Origin of the sequence: Streptomyces sp. NPDC096324, from assembly GCF_044763015.1 — a bacterium.
Taxonomy (GTDB): domain Bacteria; phylum Actinomycetota; class Actinomycetes; order Streptomycetales; family Streptomycetaceae; genus Streptomyces.
This window is the reverse complement of the sequence record NZ_JBIWFK010000010.1, coordinates 250,620-267,818: the sequence shown is the minus strand read 5'-3', so window position 1 is coordinate 267,818 and position 17,199 is coordinate 250,620. Positions and strand designations below refer to the sequence as shown.

The 17,199-nt window shown below is 72.0% G+C and carries 16 protein-coding genes; 3 read left to right on the top strand and 13 right to left on the bottom strand.

The features are described 5' to 3' along the window. Window positions 1-153: 153 nt before the first annotated feature. The 11 genes from ACIQ7M_RS28290 to ACIQ7M_RS28240 all read right to left on the bottom strand — a co-directional run bounded on the left by ACIQ7M_RS28290 (window position 154) and on the right by ACIQ7M_RS28240 (window position 13,446). Window positions 154-1,899 carry a hypothetical protein gene (locus ACIQ7M_RS28290; protein ID WP_403649599.1) on the bottom strand — a complete coding sequence of 582 codons (1,746 nt, stop codon included), beginning with the start codon at window positions 1,897-1,899 and terminating at the stop codon, window positions 154-156. Next, window positions 1,896-2,864 carry an FAH family protein gene (locus ACIQ7M_RS28285; protein ID WP_403649596.1) on the bottom strand — a complete coding sequence of 323 codons (969 nt, stop codon included), beginning with the start codon at window positions 2,862-2,864 and terminating at the stop codon, window positions 1,896-1,898. The genes ACIQ7M_RS28290 and ACIQ7M_RS28285 overlap by 4 nt, the downstream gene beginning before the upstream one ends. 120 nt (window positions 2,865-2,984) lie before the next feature. Continuing rightward, window positions 2,985-4,190 carry a mandelate racemase/muconate lactonizing enzyme family protein gene (locus tag ACIQ7M_RS28280; protein WP_403649593.1) on the bottom strand — a complete coding sequence of 402 codons (1,206 nt, stop codon included), beginning with the start codon at window positions 4,188-4,190 and terminating at the stop codon, window positions 2,985-2,987. Continuing rightward, window positions 4,183-5,073, bottom strand: coding sequence for an alpha/beta fold hydrolase (locus ACIQ7M_RS28275; RefSeq protein WP_403649590.1), 891 nt, complete (start codon window positions 5,071-5,073; stop codon window positions 4,183-4,185). The genes ACIQ7M_RS28280 and ACIQ7M_RS28275 overlap by 8 nt, the downstream gene beginning before the upstream one ends. A gap of 13 nt (window positions 5,074-5,086) precedes the next feature. After that, window positions 5,087-6,874, bottom strand: a complete 1,788-nt coding sequence (locus ACIQ7M_RS28270; RefSeq protein WP_403649587.1) for a GH3 auxin-responsive promoter family protein — start codon at window positions 6,872-6,874, stop codon at window positions 5,087-5,089. Window positions 6,875-7,447: 573 nt separating this feature from the next. Next, complete coding sequence (locus ACIQ7M_RS28265; RefSeq protein WP_403649584.1) at window positions 7,448-8,089, bottom strand: hypothetical protein; 642 nt, start codon at window positions 8,087-8,089, stop codon at window positions 7,448-7,450. 567 nt (window positions 8,090-8,656) lie between these two features. After that, window positions 8,657-9,454, bottom strand: a complete 798-nt coding sequence (locus ACIQ7M_RS28260; RefSeq protein WP_403649752.1) for a carbon-nitrogen family hydrolase — start codon at window positions 9,452-9,454, stop codon at window positions 8,657-8,659. Between the two features lie 90 nt (window positions 9,455-9,544). After that, window positions 9,545-10,312 carry an SDR family NAD(P)-dependent oxidoreductase gene (locus tag ACIQ7M_RS28255; RefSeq protein ID WP_403649581.1) on the bottom strand — a complete coding sequence of 256 codons (768 nt, stop codon included), beginning with the start codon at window positions 10,310-10,312 and terminating at the stop codon, window positions 9,545-9,547. 184 nt (window positions 10,313-10,496) lie between these two features. Next, window positions 10,497-11,285 carry a TetR family transcriptional regulator gene (locus ACIQ7M_RS28250; protein ID WP_403649577.1) on the bottom strand — a complete coding sequence of 263 codons (789 nt, stop codon included), beginning with the start codon at window positions 11,283-11,285 and terminating at the stop codon, window positions 10,497-10,499. A gap of 533 nt (window positions 11,286-11,818) precedes the next feature. Beyond that, the gene (locus tag ACIQ7M_RS28245; protein WP_403649574.1) at window positions 11,819-12,772 is read right to left on the bottom strand and encodes an NAD-dependent epimerase/dehydratase family protein; all 954 of its coding nucleotides are present in this window, start codon (window positions 12,770-12,772) and stop codon (window positions 11,819-11,821) included. Further along, window positions 12,769-13,446 (bottom strand): ScbR family autoregulator-binding transcription factor, encoded by a 678-nt coding sequence (locus tag ACIQ7M_RS28240; protein ID WP_403649571.1) that lies wholly within the window; start codon window positions 13,444-13,446, stop codon window positions 12,769-12,771. The genes ACIQ7M_RS28245 and ACIQ7M_RS28240 overlap by 4 nt, the downstream gene beginning before the upstream one ends. 122 nt (window positions 13,447-13,568) lie before the next feature. On the opposite strand from ACIQ7M_RS28240, the gene ACIQ7M_RS28235 reads away from it, so the two are divergent. From ACIQ7M_RS28235 to ACIQ7M_RS28225, 3 genes are all read left to right on the top strand, one after another. Further along, window positions 13,569-14,681, top strand: coding sequence for a ScbA/BarX family gamma-butyrolactone biosynthesis protein (locus tag ACIQ7M_RS28235; RefSeq protein ID WP_403649568.1), 1,113 nt, complete (start codon window positions 13,569-13,571; stop codon window positions 14,679-14,681). A gap of 266 nt (window positions 14,682-14,947) precedes the next feature. Continuing rightward, window positions 14,948-15,424: a hypothetical protein gene (locus tag ACIQ7M_RS28230; RefSeq protein ID WP_403649565.1), complete on the top strand. Its 477-nt coding sequence runs from the start codon at window positions 14,948-14,950 to the stop codon at window positions 15,422-15,424. Window positions 15,425-15,461: 37 nt separating this feature from the next. After that, complete coding sequence (locus tag ACIQ7M_RS28225; protein ID WP_403649563.1) at window positions 15,462-16,361, top strand: hypothetical protein; 900 nt, start codon at window positions 15,462-15,464, stop codon at window positions 16,359-16,361. A 91-nt stretch (window positions 16,362-16,452) separates the two neighbouring features. On the opposite strand, the gene ACIQ7M_RS28220 is transcribed toward ACIQ7M_RS28225, so the two are convergent. Continuing rightward, the gene (locus ACIQ7M_RS28220) at window positions 16,453-16,839 is read right to left on the bottom strand and encodes a VOC family protein (protein ID WP_386978459.1); all 387 of its coding nucleotides are present in this window, start codon (window positions 16,837-16,839) and stop codon (window positions 16,453-16,455) included. Further along, window positions 16,836-17,129 carry an ArsR/SmtB family transcription factor gene (locus tag ACIQ7M_RS28215; RefSeq protein WP_403649559.1) on the bottom strand — a complete coding sequence of 98 codons (294 nt, stop codon included), beginning with the start codon at window positions 17,127-17,129 and terminating at the stop codon, window positions 16,836-16,838. The genes ACIQ7M_RS28220 and ACIQ7M_RS28215 overlap by 4 nt, the downstream gene beginning before the upstream one ends. Window positions 17,130-17,199 lie beyond the last annotated feature (70 nt).

The window sequence follows — 17,199 nt, the reverse complement described above, 5'->3', positions numbered from 1 at the left end:
GGCTCCTGAACGGCGCCACACGGAAAAGAATAGAGAACGATCGCTTTGTTTTCGACTCCGGGGTGGGGACTGCCGGACACTTTGCGAAGTCCGTCCGCGGAGCGAGCCGGGAAACACGACCTGACCTGCGCATACGCGAAAGCGGTGGGCAGGTCAGGCGACGAGGTCCAGGGCGCGCGCGGTCAACTCCGCCGCGATCTCCGGCGCGTTGAGCCCCCCGTTGCCGGTGGAGGCACCTGCCCTCGCCCTCATTTCCGGGAGGTCGGGCATCCCCAGTGACAGCGTGAGGGCGCCCTTGAAGCGGGACAGGTGCAGGACGCCGAACGGCCGGGGCGCCGCGCCGTGCAAGGCCGTTGCAGGGGAGGACGAGTACGGGGTTCCGTCGCCGCTCGTCCCGTATCCGGGCCCGTGCGGGCCGGTGCCGTGCATGACCTCGTACGGGGATGTTCCGTGCGCGGCCTTCCGCGAGGCGGTCGCGTAGGACGGGGTTCGCCACGGGGTTGTCCCGAACTCGGCCTCGTACGAGGCGAGCCCGTACGAGACGGATCCGTGCGCGAGGGGTCCGAACGCGAGGGTTCCGTACGGAGTTGTCCCGTACCGGGTCACCAAGGCCGCGTGGTGGCCGAGCGCGGTGTCCGCGCACCCCTCCTGCGTGACCCGGAAACCGAGCCCGCCACCGGCGACGGCGGCCGCCGTCTCGGCCTCCACCGCACGCCGGATACGGGCATGGTCCTGCCGGACCGGGTGCCGTGCGGCGTCCGCCTCCCGTACCGCCAGACCGTACGCGCGGGCGTGGTCCGCCAGCGCGCCTCCGTCCCCAGCCCGGACGGTCGTCCGTACGACGTCGACGAAACAGCCCACCTCGGACACCCGGACACACTCCGCGTACCGCCGACGCAGCGAGACCGCCGTCAGCAGCGCCACCTCCTCCTGCCCCACCGCCCGCGCGCACGAGTCGGCCAGCGCCGCCGCGAAGAACTCGCCCGCGGTGACGCGGTGGCGTCGGCACCACGCCGTCAGGCGCGCGCTCTGCCGGGCCGTCAGCGCCACACTCCCCGCGCCGACGGCCTCAACCACCGCCCCCGCCGAGCCCAGGACCGGCCTGAGGTCCGACGACACCGGCGCTCCCGGGACCGGGGTCAGGCGCTTCGGCCGGGCCGTACGGAGGCCGAGCGGGGCCCGCGGGGCCGGGATCGGTCCCGGCCCCGCGCCCGGGTAAGGCTGTGGCTGCGGCCGATAGGTCAGCTCGTCCGCATCGGGGGCCGGATCCTGCCGGTAGTCAGGCCGGCCGCGGCCGGCCGGGCCCTCTCCGAGCAGGGCGTCCAGCAGCGCCCGCAGCAGCCGTGCCGTGGACGGGCCGTCGCACAGCGCCGGGTGACAGGTCAACAGCAGATGCGTCTCGGCGGCGGCCGGGTCGTGGCCGACCCCCAGCCGCCACAGCGGACCACCCGCCGTCAGGACGTCCCCGGCCCCGGACATCAGGCGGTCGCTGGCCCGGGACGCGGACATCGGGCCGACTCCGGGCCGGGACCCGGACGTCAGGCCGACTCCGACCCCGAACGTCAGCGCGTCGTCGGCCCCGGACGACATGACCTCCCCGGCGCCGGCCGCGCCGGGACCGGGGACGGCCGCCGTGCACATCTCCTGGCGGAGCTGGTCCGGAACGAATCCGGGCACCTCGTGGAACCACAGGCTCCCGCCGTCCTCCACGATCCGCAGGGACAGGGCACGAAATCCCCGCGCCCACCGTGCCACGGCCCGCTCCACGTACGCCGGGGAGAACACGGCGGCCACCGTCAGACGGGTGGCGGCCTGGGTCTGCCCGCCCGTCAGCGCGTGCCGGTACGCGCAGGCCGCCTCGGTCCCGCTGAGCCTGCGCAGCACCCCGGCCGGCGTCATCCCGCGACTCGTCCCGCGACCGGCCGCGTCGCCCGCCCGCCGGGCCAGGAGACCGTGTTCGTCAGACTCACCCCGTGGCTGTCGAAGTCGAGCGTCACGCGGTCCCTGTCGGCCATCGTGAACCCGCCGTGGAAACTGCTGCGGTCGGCGCCGAGATACACGTAGTGCACCCGCCCCGGGTGCAGCAGCGCCCCGTGGGCGAACAGCCCGGACATCATGTCCTCCAGCCCGTAGTGCAGCGCCTTGGTGCCGGTCGTGAAGTCGCCTTCCCAGACCCGCGCGCCGTCCCGCTCGATCGTGACGCGCCCGGTCACCGACCGCGGCGGCTCGTCCAGGAACAGCCAGGACGCCACCCCGGCGTCGCACAGCTTCGCGTACGACAGATGCCCGGCGTGGCGCCGGAACCGGCCGATGTCGGTGAGGTCGTTGCCGAAGGTGTAGCCGGCGTAGCGCGGGCTGCCGTGCTCGTCGGTGACGAACACCAGCACCACCTCGGCCTCCTCGCACAGCGCGACGGCGCCCGGCGGTACGGCCAGCGGTTCGCCGGAGACCTTCAGGACCTCCCCGAGCCCCTTGACGAACCAGTTGGGCTGCGCCTGCGTGGCGGCGTCGACCTTGACGTTGTGGGTCTGCATGAAACCGCTGACCATCGCGTCCCCGACGGACGCGGGCAGCAGCGGCGGCCGCGGCGCGATGCCGTCGCGCCCGGCGGCAGGGACGACCACCTCCTCGCGGCCCGCGGTGAGGGCCGCCCGCAGCGCGGCACCGTCACCGTTCGCCGCCGACACCGCGGCGACGACCGCCGCGCCCAGGTCTTCGCCGGGGCGCACCGGATGGAGACGGACGGCCTCGCCGTCCACGGGCAGGCCAAGGCCGAAGTGGCGCTCACCCTGGTAGGTGCATTCGAAGAACACGTTCATGGCAGAGATCTCCTTGAAGTCGTCGGAGCAGGGTTGTCGGGGCATGGCTGACGGGAATGTCAGCGCATGGCTGACAGGGATGGCGGGCACGGCTGGTGGTGCGGCGCGCACGGTGCGGGGCACGTTGTGCGGCGTGCGGTGTCCGGCGCGCGTGGGGCCCGGTGCTCAGTGCGAGGCGCGGACGGCGGGTCGCGGGACGGGCACGGGCCGCCAGGAGCAGCTCTCCTCGGCGAGGGCGAGCACGGCCCACGGCTCGGCCGCGTCGTTCAGCGTCAGCCCGAAGCCGTAACCCGGCGCGGGCGAAAGGGTGTTGGCGTGACGGTCGACGACCGGGCGAGGTGAGACGATCATCTCGGGGAAGAAGCGGTCGCTCTGGCCCGCCTCGACGGTCAGCGCGTCACGGTGGCAGAAGGCCAGCGCCCGGCCCGCGTTGATGAGCGGGCCGACCTCGGCCACCTGGACACCGATCTGGAACGCGATGCCGTGCCGGCGGGCATGGCCGATGAGGCGGGCCGCGGGCAGCGGGCCGCCGTTCTTCGCGACCCGGATGTTGAACGCGTCGCACGCCCGCGCCTCGACCGCCGTCCTGGCGTCCTCAAGGGTGCACAGGGACTCGTCCAGCATGATCTTCAGTCCCGCCCGGCGGCGCAGGGCGCCCAGAGCGGCCCAGGAACCCTTGGGCAGCGGCTCCTCCACGTAGTCCGCCCCGGCGTCCCGCAACCGCCACGCGTGCGAGAGCGCGGTGGCCTCGGTCCAGCTCATGTTCGCGTCCACCATGACCGGCACGCCGTCACCCACGTGCGCGCGCACCGCCCGGACACTGCGCGCGTCGCGCTCGATGTCGTCGGACGCCTTGATCTTGACGAAGTGGAACGGACCGCGGGTGGCCAGGAACTCCTCGGCGGTGATGCTCAGGTCCAGCACCTGCGAGACGGGCAGGGGAGCGGAGGGCGGAGCACCGTCCGGCGCCGGCCCGGCGCCGCCCATCAACTCCGCCGCGCTGAGCCCCATCCGGTGGCCGAGCAGGTCCAGGACCGCCGTCTCCAGCAGGCACAGGAGGTTGTTCCCGCCGGTGATCCCGAAGACCTTCGAGAAGCCCTCGCGCCGCGTCCGGTCGAGGAGTTCGGCCGGTGGCTCGCCGCGCAGGAGCGCGAAGGTCCGCTCCAGAGGCGTCCGGCGCAGGGCATCGAGGACGGAATCGGTGTCCTCACCGGTCACGTACGACCTGGGCGCGCACTCGCCGATGCCGCTGACGCCCTCACAAGTGAGGCGCAGGATCAGGCTGTCGGAGGCGGCACGGCGTGCCGCGGGGTGGTCGAAGCGGGCGTGCATGGGCTGGCGCACCCGGTAGAGCACGGCGGCCTCAGGCATCGCGGTCGAGCCCCTGGAGCAGGGTGTGCGTGGAGGTCCAGTCGACCAGGTCCGCGCTGACGCCGGTGAAGAAGAGGTAGTGCTTGTCGGTGGGCAGCTTCATGATCGTCCCGCGGTCCGGCGCGATCGCGGCGAACACCCGGTGGGCGCTGTCGAGGTCGACGATGGGGTCGCTCATTCCCGACACGAAGGTGGCCGGGACCGCCGGGACCGCCGGGAGCGCCCGGTCGCCGGGTTGCAGGTAGCGCCGCTCGAGCTCCAGCAGGGTGCTCCGCGAGCGGCGGGTGATCAGGCGTACGGCGAGGTCGTCGTGGTCGATGAACTCCTGGTACTTGGGGTCGTCGGTGAAGTCCCGCGACTTCAGGCCCGCGTCCCACGGCTCGGTGCCGGACTCGGCAGCCAGCGCCCGCAGTTCGTCCTCGCCGAGCGTGGCGTGCATCCGCCCCAGCCAGGCGGAGCAGAACACGGCCGCGTCGTAGCGGGTGGTGAAGTCCGGGTGGTGCATGAGAGCGGCCATGAAGGAGCCGCCCAGGCAGTGGCCGAAGAGCGACAGAGGCACGTCGTCGCCGATCATCTCCCGTACGTGCGCCAGCGCGGCGATGTAGTCCCCGAGCAGCGTCTCGGCCCCGGGCAGGTCCCCGCGGTCGCCGGGGCTGATCCCGCTGCCCCGGCGGTCCAGGACGAAGAAGGCGATGTCGTTGTCGGCGAAGCGCGAGCCGACCTCCCACATCCAGCCGGCGTGGCTCTGGAGGCCGTGGAAGTAGAAGACGGCGCCCTTGACCCGCTGGGGCCGCCAGAGGTGCAGGGCCAGGTCGACGCCGCCGGACGGCAGGTCGACTATCTCGCGGCGGGTGTTCTGCGGAGGCCTCTTGGTCTCGATCATCTCGTTGTTCTCCTCAGCGTCCGAAGCGGCCCGCGGTGGCGACCGCGGCGATGGTGGTGATGGCGGGGGCGAGCGGCGATTCGATGGTGACTGCGGGGGTGTTGACCGTGTCGAACGGTGTGTCGATCGTGTCGGTGGTGATGCCGTCGATGCCGGCCATGAAGTCGACGTCCTTCTGGAAGGGCTTGTACTTGTACTGGGTGGCGTTGCCCGCCTGCCGGCGGGACTCGGCGTACGCGGTGATCGCGTCGAGCGGCACGGTGCGCACCCTCAGCGGCCCGAGCCGGCCGCTGTCCCGCTTGGAGGCGTACTCGATGTTGACCTCGCTCAGCTCCCGGTCCACGGCCTGGGAGAGGGAACGGTCGAGGTCCCGGCCGGGTACGGGGACCTCGGCGGCGACGACGTAGTACGGCGGCTCCGCCCACTGCGGCCCGCACATGTACAGGCCGGTGTCGAGACCGAGCCCGGCCATGCCCTGCTTGATGGCCTGCGAGACCTCGGCCTCGGTGATCTTCTCTCCGGTGAACGAGTGGAAGACGCCGTCCCGGTGGACGAAGTGCAGCCACGGCGTGCCGTCGACGATCCGGTCGACGCGGTAGATGTCACCGGTCCACAGCCGGTACAGGCCGTTGCCCTGAGTCATGATCAGGTGGTAGTCGCGGCCCGCCTCGACCTCGTCGAACAGCAGCGTCCGCACCCGGGTGCCCGCGTCGACCAGTTCGCCCAGTGGTACGTCGGCGGGGACGAACTCGAAGAACGCCTGGCCGACGGCGAGCGGTTGGCTGTCCAGCGAGTCGTCCACCGGGATGGATGTCACGCCCTCGGTGCCGCAGCCCATGAACGGCAGCTTGCTGACGCCGGGCAGCACCGCGTCCAGCTTGGCGCGGTACAGCTCCGCGCTGGAGGACAGCCAGCAGCTGTACAGGGTCAGCGACGGCCACACGTCCGTGAGGCTGAACTCGCCCTTGGCCAGGACCGATTCGAGGTGACGGGCCGCCGCCTCGTCCGGATCGGACCACGGCCGGCCGTCGAGCGTGCCCTCGCGCAGATCGCGTACGAGCTCCTCGCCGTGCTCGGCGACCAGGTCGCGCAGCGATATGAGCGTGCTCGGGTTGATGGCCGATATGTAGTGCAGGTCCTTGCCCACGAGGTGGCGGATGCGGTGGTACATCCGGCCCGCGTGGGTGGCGGGAGCCTGGGTGTTGAACCAGGGGGACTGGTACCACGGCGGGTTCCAGTCACGGCTGTTGATCTGCGGGTGCCGGTTGCTGATCGCCTGGTGCTCCACGCCGTGCACGAAGTCGTACACGTCCTCGCGGACCGTCTGGGTGTCGAGGGTGGCCCATGGGTGGGCGAGCAGCTCGGGGTGGTGCAGGAGGTAGGTCCCCCACATGGCCTTCATGGCCGGGATGCGGTAGGTGAGCAGCCAGTGCAGGGTGTACGGGACCCGCTTGGGCACGCCGGTCGTACCGCTCGTCTTGAGCCAGCGCAGCACGGGGCTGCAGGAGAGCACACCTCCCTTGGTACGGGTCTCGCGCTCGATCTCCGGGAGGAAGTCGGCGTACCGCCTGATCGGCAGGACCGAACGGAACAGGGAGGGGTCCTCGGCGGTGACGTTGTAGCCCCGCGCCTTCCAGTGGAGGGAGTCGGCGCAGGCGCCGATGATGTCGCGCAGCACCCGTTCCTGCGCGGACTTGGGGTCCTTGAGATCCGCGAGCAGGTCGTCGCGGGCCTGGAGGCACTCCTGCACGAACGGGTCGCGCCGGTTGTTCCAGTGCTGCTGCCAGTCGGTGGTGTCCATGGGTGTCGTTTCTCCTTGCGGATGAATGTGGATAAAACGGTCATGTGGGGTGTGAGAGTGCCCGTGAGTCAGGGCATCCGGGGAGGGGAGGAGGAGAGCGGGAGGAACGCAACGGGGAGGGGCGGGCCCGGCGGTCGGCAAGGCGGTGGCCGGGGACGGCCGGGCGCGGCTGCTGGGGGACGGCCGAGGTGGGGCTGCCGGGGGCAGCAGCCGAGTGGGGCGAACGGCCGCCCCCGTCCCGTCAGTTGTGAGGTGCGGGGCTACCGGCAGCCGGTTCCGATGACGTGGCGGTGGCGCCGGTGGCGGTGGCTGTGGGGGTGGCAGTTGCGGTAGGCGTGGATGTGGATGTGGATGTGGATGTGGATGTGGATGTGGATGTGGGTGCGGGTGCGGGTGCGGATATGGGTGTGGTCGTACGGGCGAGCTCGGTCAGCTCGTCGAGGTCGTACAGGGCGCGCCGTGCGGTCCCGTACCTGGTGATCTTGCCGCGCCGGGCCCACTGGCGGATCGTGACCTCCTGGACGCCGAGGACGAGTGCCGCGAGCTCGGTGGGCACCCGTCGGGCGCGGGCGCTCACGCCGCCTCCCGCAGGGCGAGCCACTGACGCGGGGTGAGAACGTGTCCCGCGGCGCAGACGGGTCCGCGCAGCAGCAGGCCCTCGCCGCCCCGCCGGGGCAGGAACACCTCGGCCGTGCAGTCGGGTTCGACGCAGGGCCCGAGGCGGACGAGGTCGGCCGCCGGAGCGGTGCTTTCCCGGCGCAGTCCCGCCGTCGCCCGCCCCATCTCGTCGGCGAACCGGCCGGCTTCCGGATGGGCCGCCAGCCAGCCGATGTACCGGCCGAGGAAGGCGGCCATGTCCGCCACCGTCCGGCGCGGCGGCGCCGCGTCCGCCACCCCGTCCACGACGAGCCGCGCCCAGGCGGACAGTACGGCGACCACGTCGTGGCGGGCGTCCAGGGCCGCGGACCGCACCGGCAGAGCGGCTTCCCGGCTGCCGGTGATGCGCTGCGCGGGAGCGCCGCCGGAGGGCCTGTTCCGCTCGGACTCGCTGTGCCCGTGCAGTTCCGGCAGGGCGGCCACATCGCGCACGACGGCCCGTCGGCACAGGCCGCACAGGCGACTGCCGGGCTCCGCGCGCCGCCCGCGCGGGCGGCCGGCGTCGCCGTCCGCCCTGCGGCAGCGCGTCGAGGTGCACAGGGTCGTTTCGTCGGCCACGGCCAACTCCTAGCGTTTTCGGGGTCGGTGAACAAGAAAGCGCCGCACGAGGCGGCGCTTCGGGTAAGAGGTGAGGAGCCGCCATGCGCGTGAACTGGCTTGTGGAGCGCGGCGGTTCGGGCGGTACGGGGAGCGTCCGGAAGAAGACATGCGGGCTCGGGAAACAGCGTTACACGGCTGCCGGTCGGCCACAAGCGCCGACCCGTGCCGGGGGCGAACTCCTCGTCTACTTCGGCAAGTCCGGCGCCGTGGATGCCTTGGGGCGAATACCGGTGGGCCGAAAGGCGGGAGCCGGAGGCCGGGAGCCGGAGGCCGGAAGGGGGGGAGGTGGAGGGCGGTGGGGCGGGAGGCAGGAGCCGGAGGGTGGTGGGCCGGAGGCAGGGGCCGGAGGCAGGGGCCGGAGGGCGGCGGGAGGCCGGAGCCGGAGGGTCGGTGGGTCGGAAGGGGGCGGCGGAGAGCCCGAGGTCTGGGGTCGGCTCGGGGTTCTGACTCGCCCGAACTCGCCCCGGCCTGACCATCCCCCGACCCACCACCCCCCCGAACCACCGAGACCAGTCCGGGGCAGCCCTAGACAGGCTGTGGCACGCCCAAGAGCCGGTCACGCAGCACCGGGAACTCCTCGCGGGTCCGGGCGGCCAGGCCGGGGTCCAACTCCACTCGTAGCACCTGCTCCCCGGCACCCGCCTCGGCGACCACCTCGCCCCAGGGGTCGACGACCACGCTGTACCCGGCCTGCTCGACCCCGGCGTGTGTGCCCGCGGTGTTGCAGGCCAGTACGTACGCCTGGGACTCCACGGCGCGGGCGCGCGCCAGCAGCGACCAGTGGGAGCGCCGCCGTGCGGGCCATCCGGCCGGGACGACCAGCAGATCGGCGCCGGCGTCGACGAGCAGCCGGAACTGCTCGGGGAAGCGCAGGTCGTAGCAGGTGGCCAGGCCCGCGGTCAGTCCGGTGCCGGTCAGCGGGACGGTGACGACCTCTTGCCCGGCGGCCATCAGGGCGGCCTCGCCGCGGTCGAAGCCGAAGCGGTGGATCTTCCGATAGGTGGCGTGCGGACGGCCGTCGGGCCCGAAGACCAGCGAGGTGTTGCACAGTTCCCCGTCCGGGCACCGCTCGACGATCGAACCGGCGTGCAGCCACACCCCGGCGTCGCGGGCGGCCGCCCCCATCGCCGTGGCCGTCGGGCCGATTAGCGGCTCGGCGTGAGCGTCGAAGCGCTCGAAGTCGAAGGCGCCGACGGGCCACAGCTCGGGCAGCACCACCAAGTCCGCGCCGCGCTCCGCACGCACCAGGTCCGCGACGCGCTCGCGGCGGTCACCGGCCGTCTCGCCGGGGTCTACATCGATCTGCAGGAGCGTCGCGCGCACCGCCGTACCGTCCATGGTCGAGTCCTTCTCCGTGTGAAGAGTGAGGTGTGAGGTGTTAGATGTGATGCGTGAGGTCGCGGGTGCCGGGTCTCAGCGCAGGTGGGAGGCGCCGTTGAGGTCGAGTACGGCCCCGCCGGCCCACTCCGCCCGATCGGAGGCCAGCCAGGCCACGGCCGCGGCGATGTCCGAGGGGTCCGCGACCCGCCCGTACGGGCTCTGCGCACGGATGGCGTCGCCGTCCGGCCCGGTGAGCATGGGCTCGGCCAGCTCCGTGGCGACGAAGCCCGGTGCGACGGCGGTGACCGTGATGCCGTGCGGGGCGAGGGACTGCGCGAGCGACTGGGTCAGGGCGTGCACGGCCGCCTTGCTCGCCCCGTAAGCGGGGGCGTCGGGCTCGCCCCGGTAGGCGCCGCGGGAGCCGATGTTGATGATCCGGGCGCCGCGCGGGCCCTGCGGCCGGTGCATCAGGTGGTCGACGAGGCACCAGGTGAGCTGGGCGGGGCCGTGCAGGTTGACGTCGATGACGCGCCGCCACGCGGCCTGCCAGTCGGCGTACGAAGTGCTGGTGATGGGCTGCTCGGTGTAGATCCCGGCGTTGTTGACCAGGACGTCGACGGTGCCCAGGGCGGTCACGGCGGCCGTCAGCACCGCCGCGGCCTGGTCGGGGTCGGCGAGGTCGCCGGACACGACGGTGTGGCCGTCGCCGGGCAGCGCGTCCGCGACGGCTCGCGCGGCTGCGGTGTCCGCATGGCAGTGCACGGCCACGGCATGGCCGGCGGCGGACAGTTCGGCGGCGACGGCGGCTCCGATGCCGCGGGATGCACCGGTGACGAGCGCATGACGTCGGGCGGTGGTCAAGGGGACGCTCCTTGGGTAGGGCGGGCACGGCGGAGGTGACCGGTCGCGCGGATCGGCGGGGAAGCCGAGGCACGCCGGTGGCGGCGGGAGGAGGGAGGGCCGGGCCGAACGGACAGAGCGGTGCGAGGCGCGACGGGGCGCTCTGAAAAGGCAGTTGGGCGTGGCAGTGGGAGAGCGGTGCCGGTCAGCGCGCCCCCTCCGAGTCGCCGGCGGAGGAGCGGTTCTTGGCCCGGACACTGTCCCCGCCGAGGTCGCCACCTTCGGTACTTCCTGCGAATCCGGGTTCTCCCGTGAAGCCGGCCTCTCCTGTGAAGGCCGCTTCTCCCCCGGAGTCGGAAGCGTTCGCGAAGCCGGGATCTGCCGTGAGGACGTCGTCTCCCGTGAGGGCGTCATGGAGCCCGCCGCACGTCAGGAACGCCCACAAGCCGCGCAACTCCTGTGACACGCTGCCGCCTTCCGCCCCGGCCCGGACCGATGCCTCGGCACCGGCCATCAGGTAGGCCACCAGCAGTTCCATGTCCCGCAGATCCCTGTCGCACGGCACCGGGATCCCGTCCGTCTCGGCGCGGGTCCGTTCCAGCAGGTCCCGCAGCACGTGGACCCAGCCCGCGGGCCGCTGCGCCGGGTCGGCCGTCTGTTCCTGGGCCAGCCGTCCGGCGGCGCGTACGGTGACGTCCCGCTCCAGCAGCCAGGCCAGCTCTATCGTCAGGTCGATGACCACCTGGACCCCCGGGCGCGGTACGGCGGTGATGGGGCGGAGGGCGGCGAGCGTGGCCGCGTCCCCTGCGGCGCGTACGGCGTCCGCCAGGTCGCCCTTGGTGGGGAAATGGAAGGTCAGCGCGCCCATGGTGGTGCCGGCCGTCTTGCAGATACGGGACAGGGAGGTCCCGGCGTACCCGTGCCGGTCGAACTCCGCGGCGGCGGCCGCGATAAGCGCGTGTCGGGTCTGTTCGGCCCGCAACTGTCTCACCATGCCAGGACCTCCGTGCCACATCGGCGCCGTTCCTGCGCGGCTGCGGCGGCCGCCGGGGGCGGCGGGAAAGGAGGGGTCCGCTGTTCTCGACCGGGCTGCACGGTTCCTCCGGGCTGCTAGAAGGCGTTGCGCCGGTCGGGCCGGAGCGGCCCGAGGTGTCCAGTGCCGTGCGCCGCACGGTGGAGGACCCGGTTCCGCGGCGCTCGGGCCAACGGCCACCGGTCCCTGGGCCGCGCGCCTCCGGGCCACCTGGTCCTTGGGCCGCGCGTCCCCGGGGCCACCGGTTCCCGATGCTCGGGCCACCGGTCCCCGGCGGTCGGCGGGACGGGGATTTCCTCGGCCCTGTTCCGGCGGTGACCGGGGCCGCGGGCCCGGCGGGCTCGGCAAGGACCCCCAGACCGTGCAACACGATGTCGGTGCTTCGGTGGCTGGAGCCTATAGCCGAGTGGGTCCGGTACCGCCCCCTTCGCACACCTGGCGAACGACTTTGGCACCTTGCGGGCATCCGTCGTACGACATCGGCGCATCCCTCATCAGGCCGCCAGGTGAACGCGGTACCAGGACGCGGACTCGGCGAGACGGGCCAGCGGGCCCGGCCCCGCGGGGCAGCCGGTGATCCGCCAGATGTCGTCGCTGCGATACCAGTGGTGGCGGGCCAGCAGCGAGAACTGACGCTCGCTCATGCTTCCCGGCGCCTCCCGCAGCCGGCGCAGACAGGTTTCCCAGGGCCAGTCGTCGGCGACCGGGTCCAGCAGGCCGCGTTCGGTCAGCGCCGCCATCAGGTCGTGGTTGCTGACGGGCACGGGATGGCTCGCGTGGTGCACCGCGGGACCCGCCGGGGTGTTGGTCGCGGCGAGCGTGACGATCAGCCTGGCCAGGTCGGTGACGTCGACCACGGACAGCAGTCCGCTGCCGCCGTCCCAGTGGGCCGGGACCCTGGCGCGCAGTTCCGCCAGTGCGGGCACCACCCAGCGGTCACCGGCGCCGAGGACGAGTCCGGGCCGCAGCACGATCGCCCCCGCCTCCAGCGCCAGGCGCTCCCCGGCGAGCCGGGTGACGCTGGCGGGGGAGACGGGGGCTGGGGAGACCTCGTCCACCGCGATCCCGCGATGCGGGCCGGGCCCGTAGACCGCGGCGGTGGACAGATGCACGATCCGTGCGACACCGGCACGTCGGGCCTCGTCCAGGAGGGCCCGGGTGCCGTGCACGTTGACGGCCTCACACGCCTCCGGGCTGCCGGAGACCCGGGAGGCGAGGTGGACCAGTACGTCCGCGTCGCGTGCCGCGCCGCGCAGTGACGCCGGGTCGGACAGGTCCCCGGGCACCCAGGACAGGCCGGGCGTGTGCGGGCCGTCGGGCGGAGCGGCCCGCACGAGGGCGCGGACGCTGATGTCGCGCCCACCGGCGCGCCCGCGCCGCAACGCGCGCAGGACCTCGGAACCGACGAAGCCGGTGGCGCCGGTGAGCAGGACTCTGAGGGGTGTCACGCGGGAGACTCCGTCTCGGCGGCAGCGTCATCGGTTGCGGCGGTGGCGCGGGTGGTGCTGGTGGCGCCGCCGTACAGGGACAGGTCCAGTTCCGCGATGACCTCGGCCGGCGCGAGGGCCGGCAGCAGACATCGCCACATCGACGCGATCCGCTCGGGCAGGTCGGCCCGGTTGGTGGAGATCTGGGACATGATCTGCGTGCCGGTGTACGCCCCCACGAGGAGCCGGGCGAAGTCGGCCTCCTGGACATCCGGCAGGATCTGCCCCATCTCGCGGGCGCGCTCCAGCTCCTGGCGGAACTGGTCCGCCCACCACTCGTAGATCGCGTAGTCCTGGAGCTCGGTGGCCCCCTGCTCCACGGCGAGCCTCACGCCGGCCCGGAAGAGGATGTTGCTCTGCATCTCGACCGCCAGGTAAGCGGTCATGTCCAGGAGCTGTTGAAGTCCGCCCCCGCCCTCCGGAGGCCGCAGGTCGGCGGCCTGTTCCAGGATCACCGCGCGGGCCAGTTCCTCCTTCGACTTGAAGTGGAAGTACATGGCCCCGGTGGTGGCGCCGGCCCGGTCGAGGATCTTGTTGATGCTCGCGCCGGAGTAACCGACTTCATCGAAGACCTCGGCGGCTGCGCGCACCAGTGTTTCCCGGGTCCTGACCGCACGCTCCTGCTGACGCGCCATCGATCGACCTCCTGAATCCCTCGACAAACAAAAAGAACGACCTCTATGTTATTCGAGTCGGGCCCGACGACCAAACGGGTACCGGCTTCCATCTCGTGCTGAACCCAGGGGGAGATTCAGTCATGCCGTCGAACGCTGTCCAGGAGCAGGTCACCACCGCCGTCCAGGAACACGTCACCACCGCTGTACGGGAGTACGCCACCGGCTCGCTCGCACCCGTACCGCAGAGCTACACGCACAAGACCAGGCAGGAGGAGGTGCTGCTCCGGGCCTGGGAGCGCACCGGTCCGGACGCCTTCACCGTCACGGCCGAATGGCCCCGCGACCACCGCTTCTACCGCACCCGCCATGGCCTCCTCGATCCGATGCTGTTGAGCGAAACGATCCGTCAGACCCTGCCGCTGCTGTCCCACGGCGCCTACGCCGTGCCGCTCGGGCACCAGCTCCTGTGGCAGGACCTCGACTGGCACATAGCGGCTCCGGCCGCGGCCCCGGAGATACCCAAGGGCCTTGAAAGCCCTCTCGCCCGGTACGCAGACTCGGACTCCGCCCGGTACACAGGCTCGGACTCCGCACCCACGACACCCACCGGTCCCGAAGGCCCCCTCGCCCTGCGGGCGGGCTCGGACCCCACTCCCGCCCTCGTCGAGCTGCGCATCACGTGCCCGAAGGTCACCTACCGCCGCGACCGCGCCGCCGCGATCGCCCTGAGCGTCGAGGTCCTGCGCGACGGCGTCCCGTTCGCCACCGCGCACTCCCGCTTCACCATCCAGGACCGCGCCGTGTACGAGCGGCTGCGCGGCCGGTACGCCGACATCGCGGCGCTTCGTGTTCTGCCGCTGTCGCCCCCGGCGTCCCCGCGGCCCGTGGGCCGGGACGGCTTCGAGGACGTGGTGCTGTCTCCCACCCACACCCCCGACCGCTGGCAGTTGAGGGCCGACACCACCCACCCGATCCTCTTCGACCACGCGGTCGACCACGCCCCCGGCATGCTGCTGCTCGAAGCCGCACGCCAGGCCGCCCAGGCCCTGGCCCACCCCACGCCCACCATCGCCGTCGGCATGGAGTCCACCTTCACCCGCTACGCGGAACTCGACGCCCCGTGCTGGATCCTGGCCGACGCCCTCCCCGCCGACTCCCTCGGCCGCACCCGCGTCCGCGTCACCGCCCGCCAGAACGACCGCGACATCTTCACCTCGACGGTCACCCTCGCTCCGGTCCCCGCTCACCCGTAACGACACGGGTGCCATAGGCCGTACCAGCGGTGGGACTTCCGCTCGTGTCCGCCGCGCGGTGTCGGGCCGGTGTACTTCTACCGTCGGCCCCACACTGTCAACATCACTGATCGAAGCGGCAGTTCACGAGCCCCGGCCGCTCCCGTGCCTCGCGTGCAGGCCGACACTATGATCCGTTCTGGCGGCGGATCACAGGCCTCCGCCCTGCTCCGCAGGAGTCCGTCCCTCTCCGCCCGGAAGGGGCACAGCGTCCACGGAAGAATCCGATGAACAACGATCAGCCCAGCATGGCCGTGATCCTGCCGATCATCCTCGTCGGTTTGATAGCGGCGGCGACGTCGGCAGGGCACGGCGCCAGTTCGCTGGCCCGGCACGGCATCCGACGCGCGGACCTGGGCATCCGACTGCGCGCAGGCGCCGCCTTGGCGGGAGGGGCGGCGGCGCTGATGTACGTCTGGGGTGCGGTCCACCTGGTCCGGGACGAGACGATGACGACCCAGGCGTGTCGGGAGGCGGTGCCCGTGGAGTGGGCGGCACGCATATCCGGGGTCGACGTCTCTCTTCTGCCGGTGCACTTGAACTGTCATGTCACCGGAGGGAGTTCGTACGCGGCGGCGGTACCGGAGTACGTCAACCCCGCTGTGCTGGGGTTTGCGCTTGTCGCTGTTGTTCTCGGAGTCTTCGCAGCTCTCGAATCCGAGCGGCAGGCCAGAGTCGACTTCCGTGCAGAGAAGACCCGTTGACGCGATCCCCGAACTTCCGGGAACGAGAGGAACAGGTATGACCACGGTTCACGCCACAGGAGTTCAGGGGGACCGGCAGCCCGGTTCCGGGCGGGATCGGGAGCGGGGTGCCGTGGCGCGCGTCCTCGTACGGGCAGCGACCGTGCTCGTCGCCTCGGCTGTGGGAGTCGCCGGCACCCTCCTCTACGAGAGGGACGCCCCTCCGGACACATCCGCTGTCGACGCCCAGGCCGCCGGTCTCGCCGAGGACCTGCGCGGCGACTTGAACGCGGGCTTCTACTCGGGCGGCCGGGCCTACGGGGGACAGTTCACCGAGGGCACGCTCGTGGCCCAGGTCGAGAGGCACGGCGGAGCACTGCTGAGCGTGGCCGGGGCACAGGACCGGTCCGACCCTTTCGGCCACACGGCACAGGTGATGCTGGGGTTGGTGCCACCTGGGAAGGGCACCGTCGCAGCGGGTGCCTATCCCGTGCGCTGCTACCGCTACACCTTCGGTCTCGGCTCCCACAGCGTGGACCAGTCCGCCATGACCTGCCCGGCTTCGCGGACCGACGGCAAGCCCGGCAGTCCGGTGGCCCAGATGGGCGCGCTCCTCGCACGGCAGCCCTCGAGCCCGTACGCCTACCGGGCGATGACGACCGAGGGGTACGCGCATACGCCGAAGGGCGCGCTGGACTTCCTGGAGGACAAGCGACTGGTCGGCGCGAAGGACACCGTGAGCATGGTCTCCGGGCAGGCCGTGGGCGAGGGCGGCGTCTACGTCCTGGCCCTGCGCATCAACGGTGTCTGCCACCACCTGCGTATGGAGTCCTCGTCCGCCGCGTCAGGCTTCGTACCCCTGTGGGCCGCCCCGGCCGACCGGCAGAAGACATGTGACGTGAGGGGGGCCGCGGCCGCCGCGACCCTGTACGGGGTCGATCCGGCGAAGGCGGGGTGATCTTCGCGCGGTGACATCCGCGCGTCACCCCACTTCCTGATCGGCCAAGGTCGGGCCGGGAATCGCGGCCGGGCATGAGGTGGGCCGGGCCCTACTTGCTGTGGACGATCTGGATCAGGTTGCCGCAGGTGTCGTCAAGCACCGCGGTGGTGACCGGGCCCATCTCCAGCGGCTCCTGGGTGAAGGTCACCCCCAGATCGCGCAGCCGGTCGAACTCCGCCCGTACGTCCTCCACGGCGAAGGCGGTGACCGGGATGCCGTCCTGGACCAGCGCCGTCCTGTACGGCTGCACCGCGGGATGACCGGAGGGCTCAAGCAGCAGTTCGGTCCCGTCGGGATCCTCCGGCGAGACCACGGTCAGCCACCGGTGCTCGCCCAGGGGGACGTCATGCTTCTTCACGAATCCCAGCACCTCGGTATAGAAGCGCAGGGCAGTCTCCTGGTCGTCGACGAAGACGCTGGTCAGGTGGATCCTCATTCGGTGCGCTCCGATGGGTCGGGCCTGAGCCATCGGGTCGCGATGCGCTCGAGGGGTTCGGTGTTGAGGTCGTGGAATTTGTACCGGCCCTGGCGCCGCGAGGCGACCAGACCCGCGGATTCCAGTACGGCCAGATGCTGGCTGATCGCCTGACGGGACAGCCCCAGGCCGTGCTTGGTCACGAGGCGTGTGCATATCTCGAACAGGGTCTGCCCGTCCCGCTCCACCAACGCGTCAAGGATCCGCCGCCGCGTGGGGTCGGCCAGCGCCTTGAAGACATCCTCCGCCACAGGCATCACCATAGGCAAGCAACGACTTGCCTATCAAGTCGAGCTTCACCTGATCGAAGAGACGACACGA

What these genes read in the sequence shown, in the direction of transcription:
- ACIQ7M_RS28250 (WP_403649577.1), bottom strand. Translation starts at nt 11,285, where the DNA reads ATGGTGAGACAGTTGCGGGCCGAACAGACCCGACACGCGCTTATCGCG.
- ACIQ7M_RS28230 (WP_403649565.1), top strand. Translation starts at nt 14,948, where the DNA reads ATGAACAACGATCAGCCCAGCATGGCCGTGATCCTGCCGATCATCCTC.
- ACIQ7M_RS28235 (WP_403649568.1), top strand. Translation starts at nt 13,569, where the DNA reads ATGCCGTCGAACGCTGTCCAGGAGCAGGTCACCACCGCCGTCCAGGAA.
- ACIQ7M_RS28285 (WP_403649596.1), bottom strand. Translation starts at nt 2,864, where the DNA reads ATGCCCCGACAACCCTGCTCCGACGACTTCAAGGAGATCTCTGCCATG.
- ACIQ7M_RS28275 (WP_403649590.1), bottom strand. Translation starts at nt 5,073, where the DNA reads ATGATCGAGACCAAGAGGCCTCCGCAGAACACCCGCCGCGAGATAGTC.
- ACIQ7M_RS28280 (WP_403649593.1), bottom strand. Translation starts at nt 4,190, where the DNA reads ATGCCTGAGGCCGCCGTGCTCTACCGGGTGCGCCAGCCCATGCACGCC.
- ACIQ7M_RS28240 (WP_403649571.1), bottom strand. Translation starts at nt 13,446, where the DNA reads ATGGCGCGTCAGCAGGAGCGTGCGGTCAGGACCCGGGAAACACTGGTG.
- ACIQ7M_RS28290 (WP_403649599.1), bottom strand. Translation starts at nt 1,899, where the DNA reads ATGACGCCGGCCGGGGTGCTGCGCAGGCTCAGCGGGACCGAGGCGGCC.
- ACIQ7M_RS28225 (WP_403649563.1), top strand. Translation starts at nt 15,462, where the DNA reads ATGACCACGGTTCACGCCACAGGAGTTCAGGGGGACCGGCAGCCCGGT.
- ACIQ7M_RS28270 (WP_403649587.1), bottom strand. Translation starts at nt 6,874, where the DNA reads ATGGACACCACCGACTGGCAGCAGCACTGGAACAACCGGCGCGACCCG.
- ACIQ7M_RS28220 (WP_386978459.1), bottom strand. Translation starts at nt 16,839, where the DNA reads ATGAGGATCCACCTGACCAGCGTCTTCGTCGACGACCAGGAGACTGCC.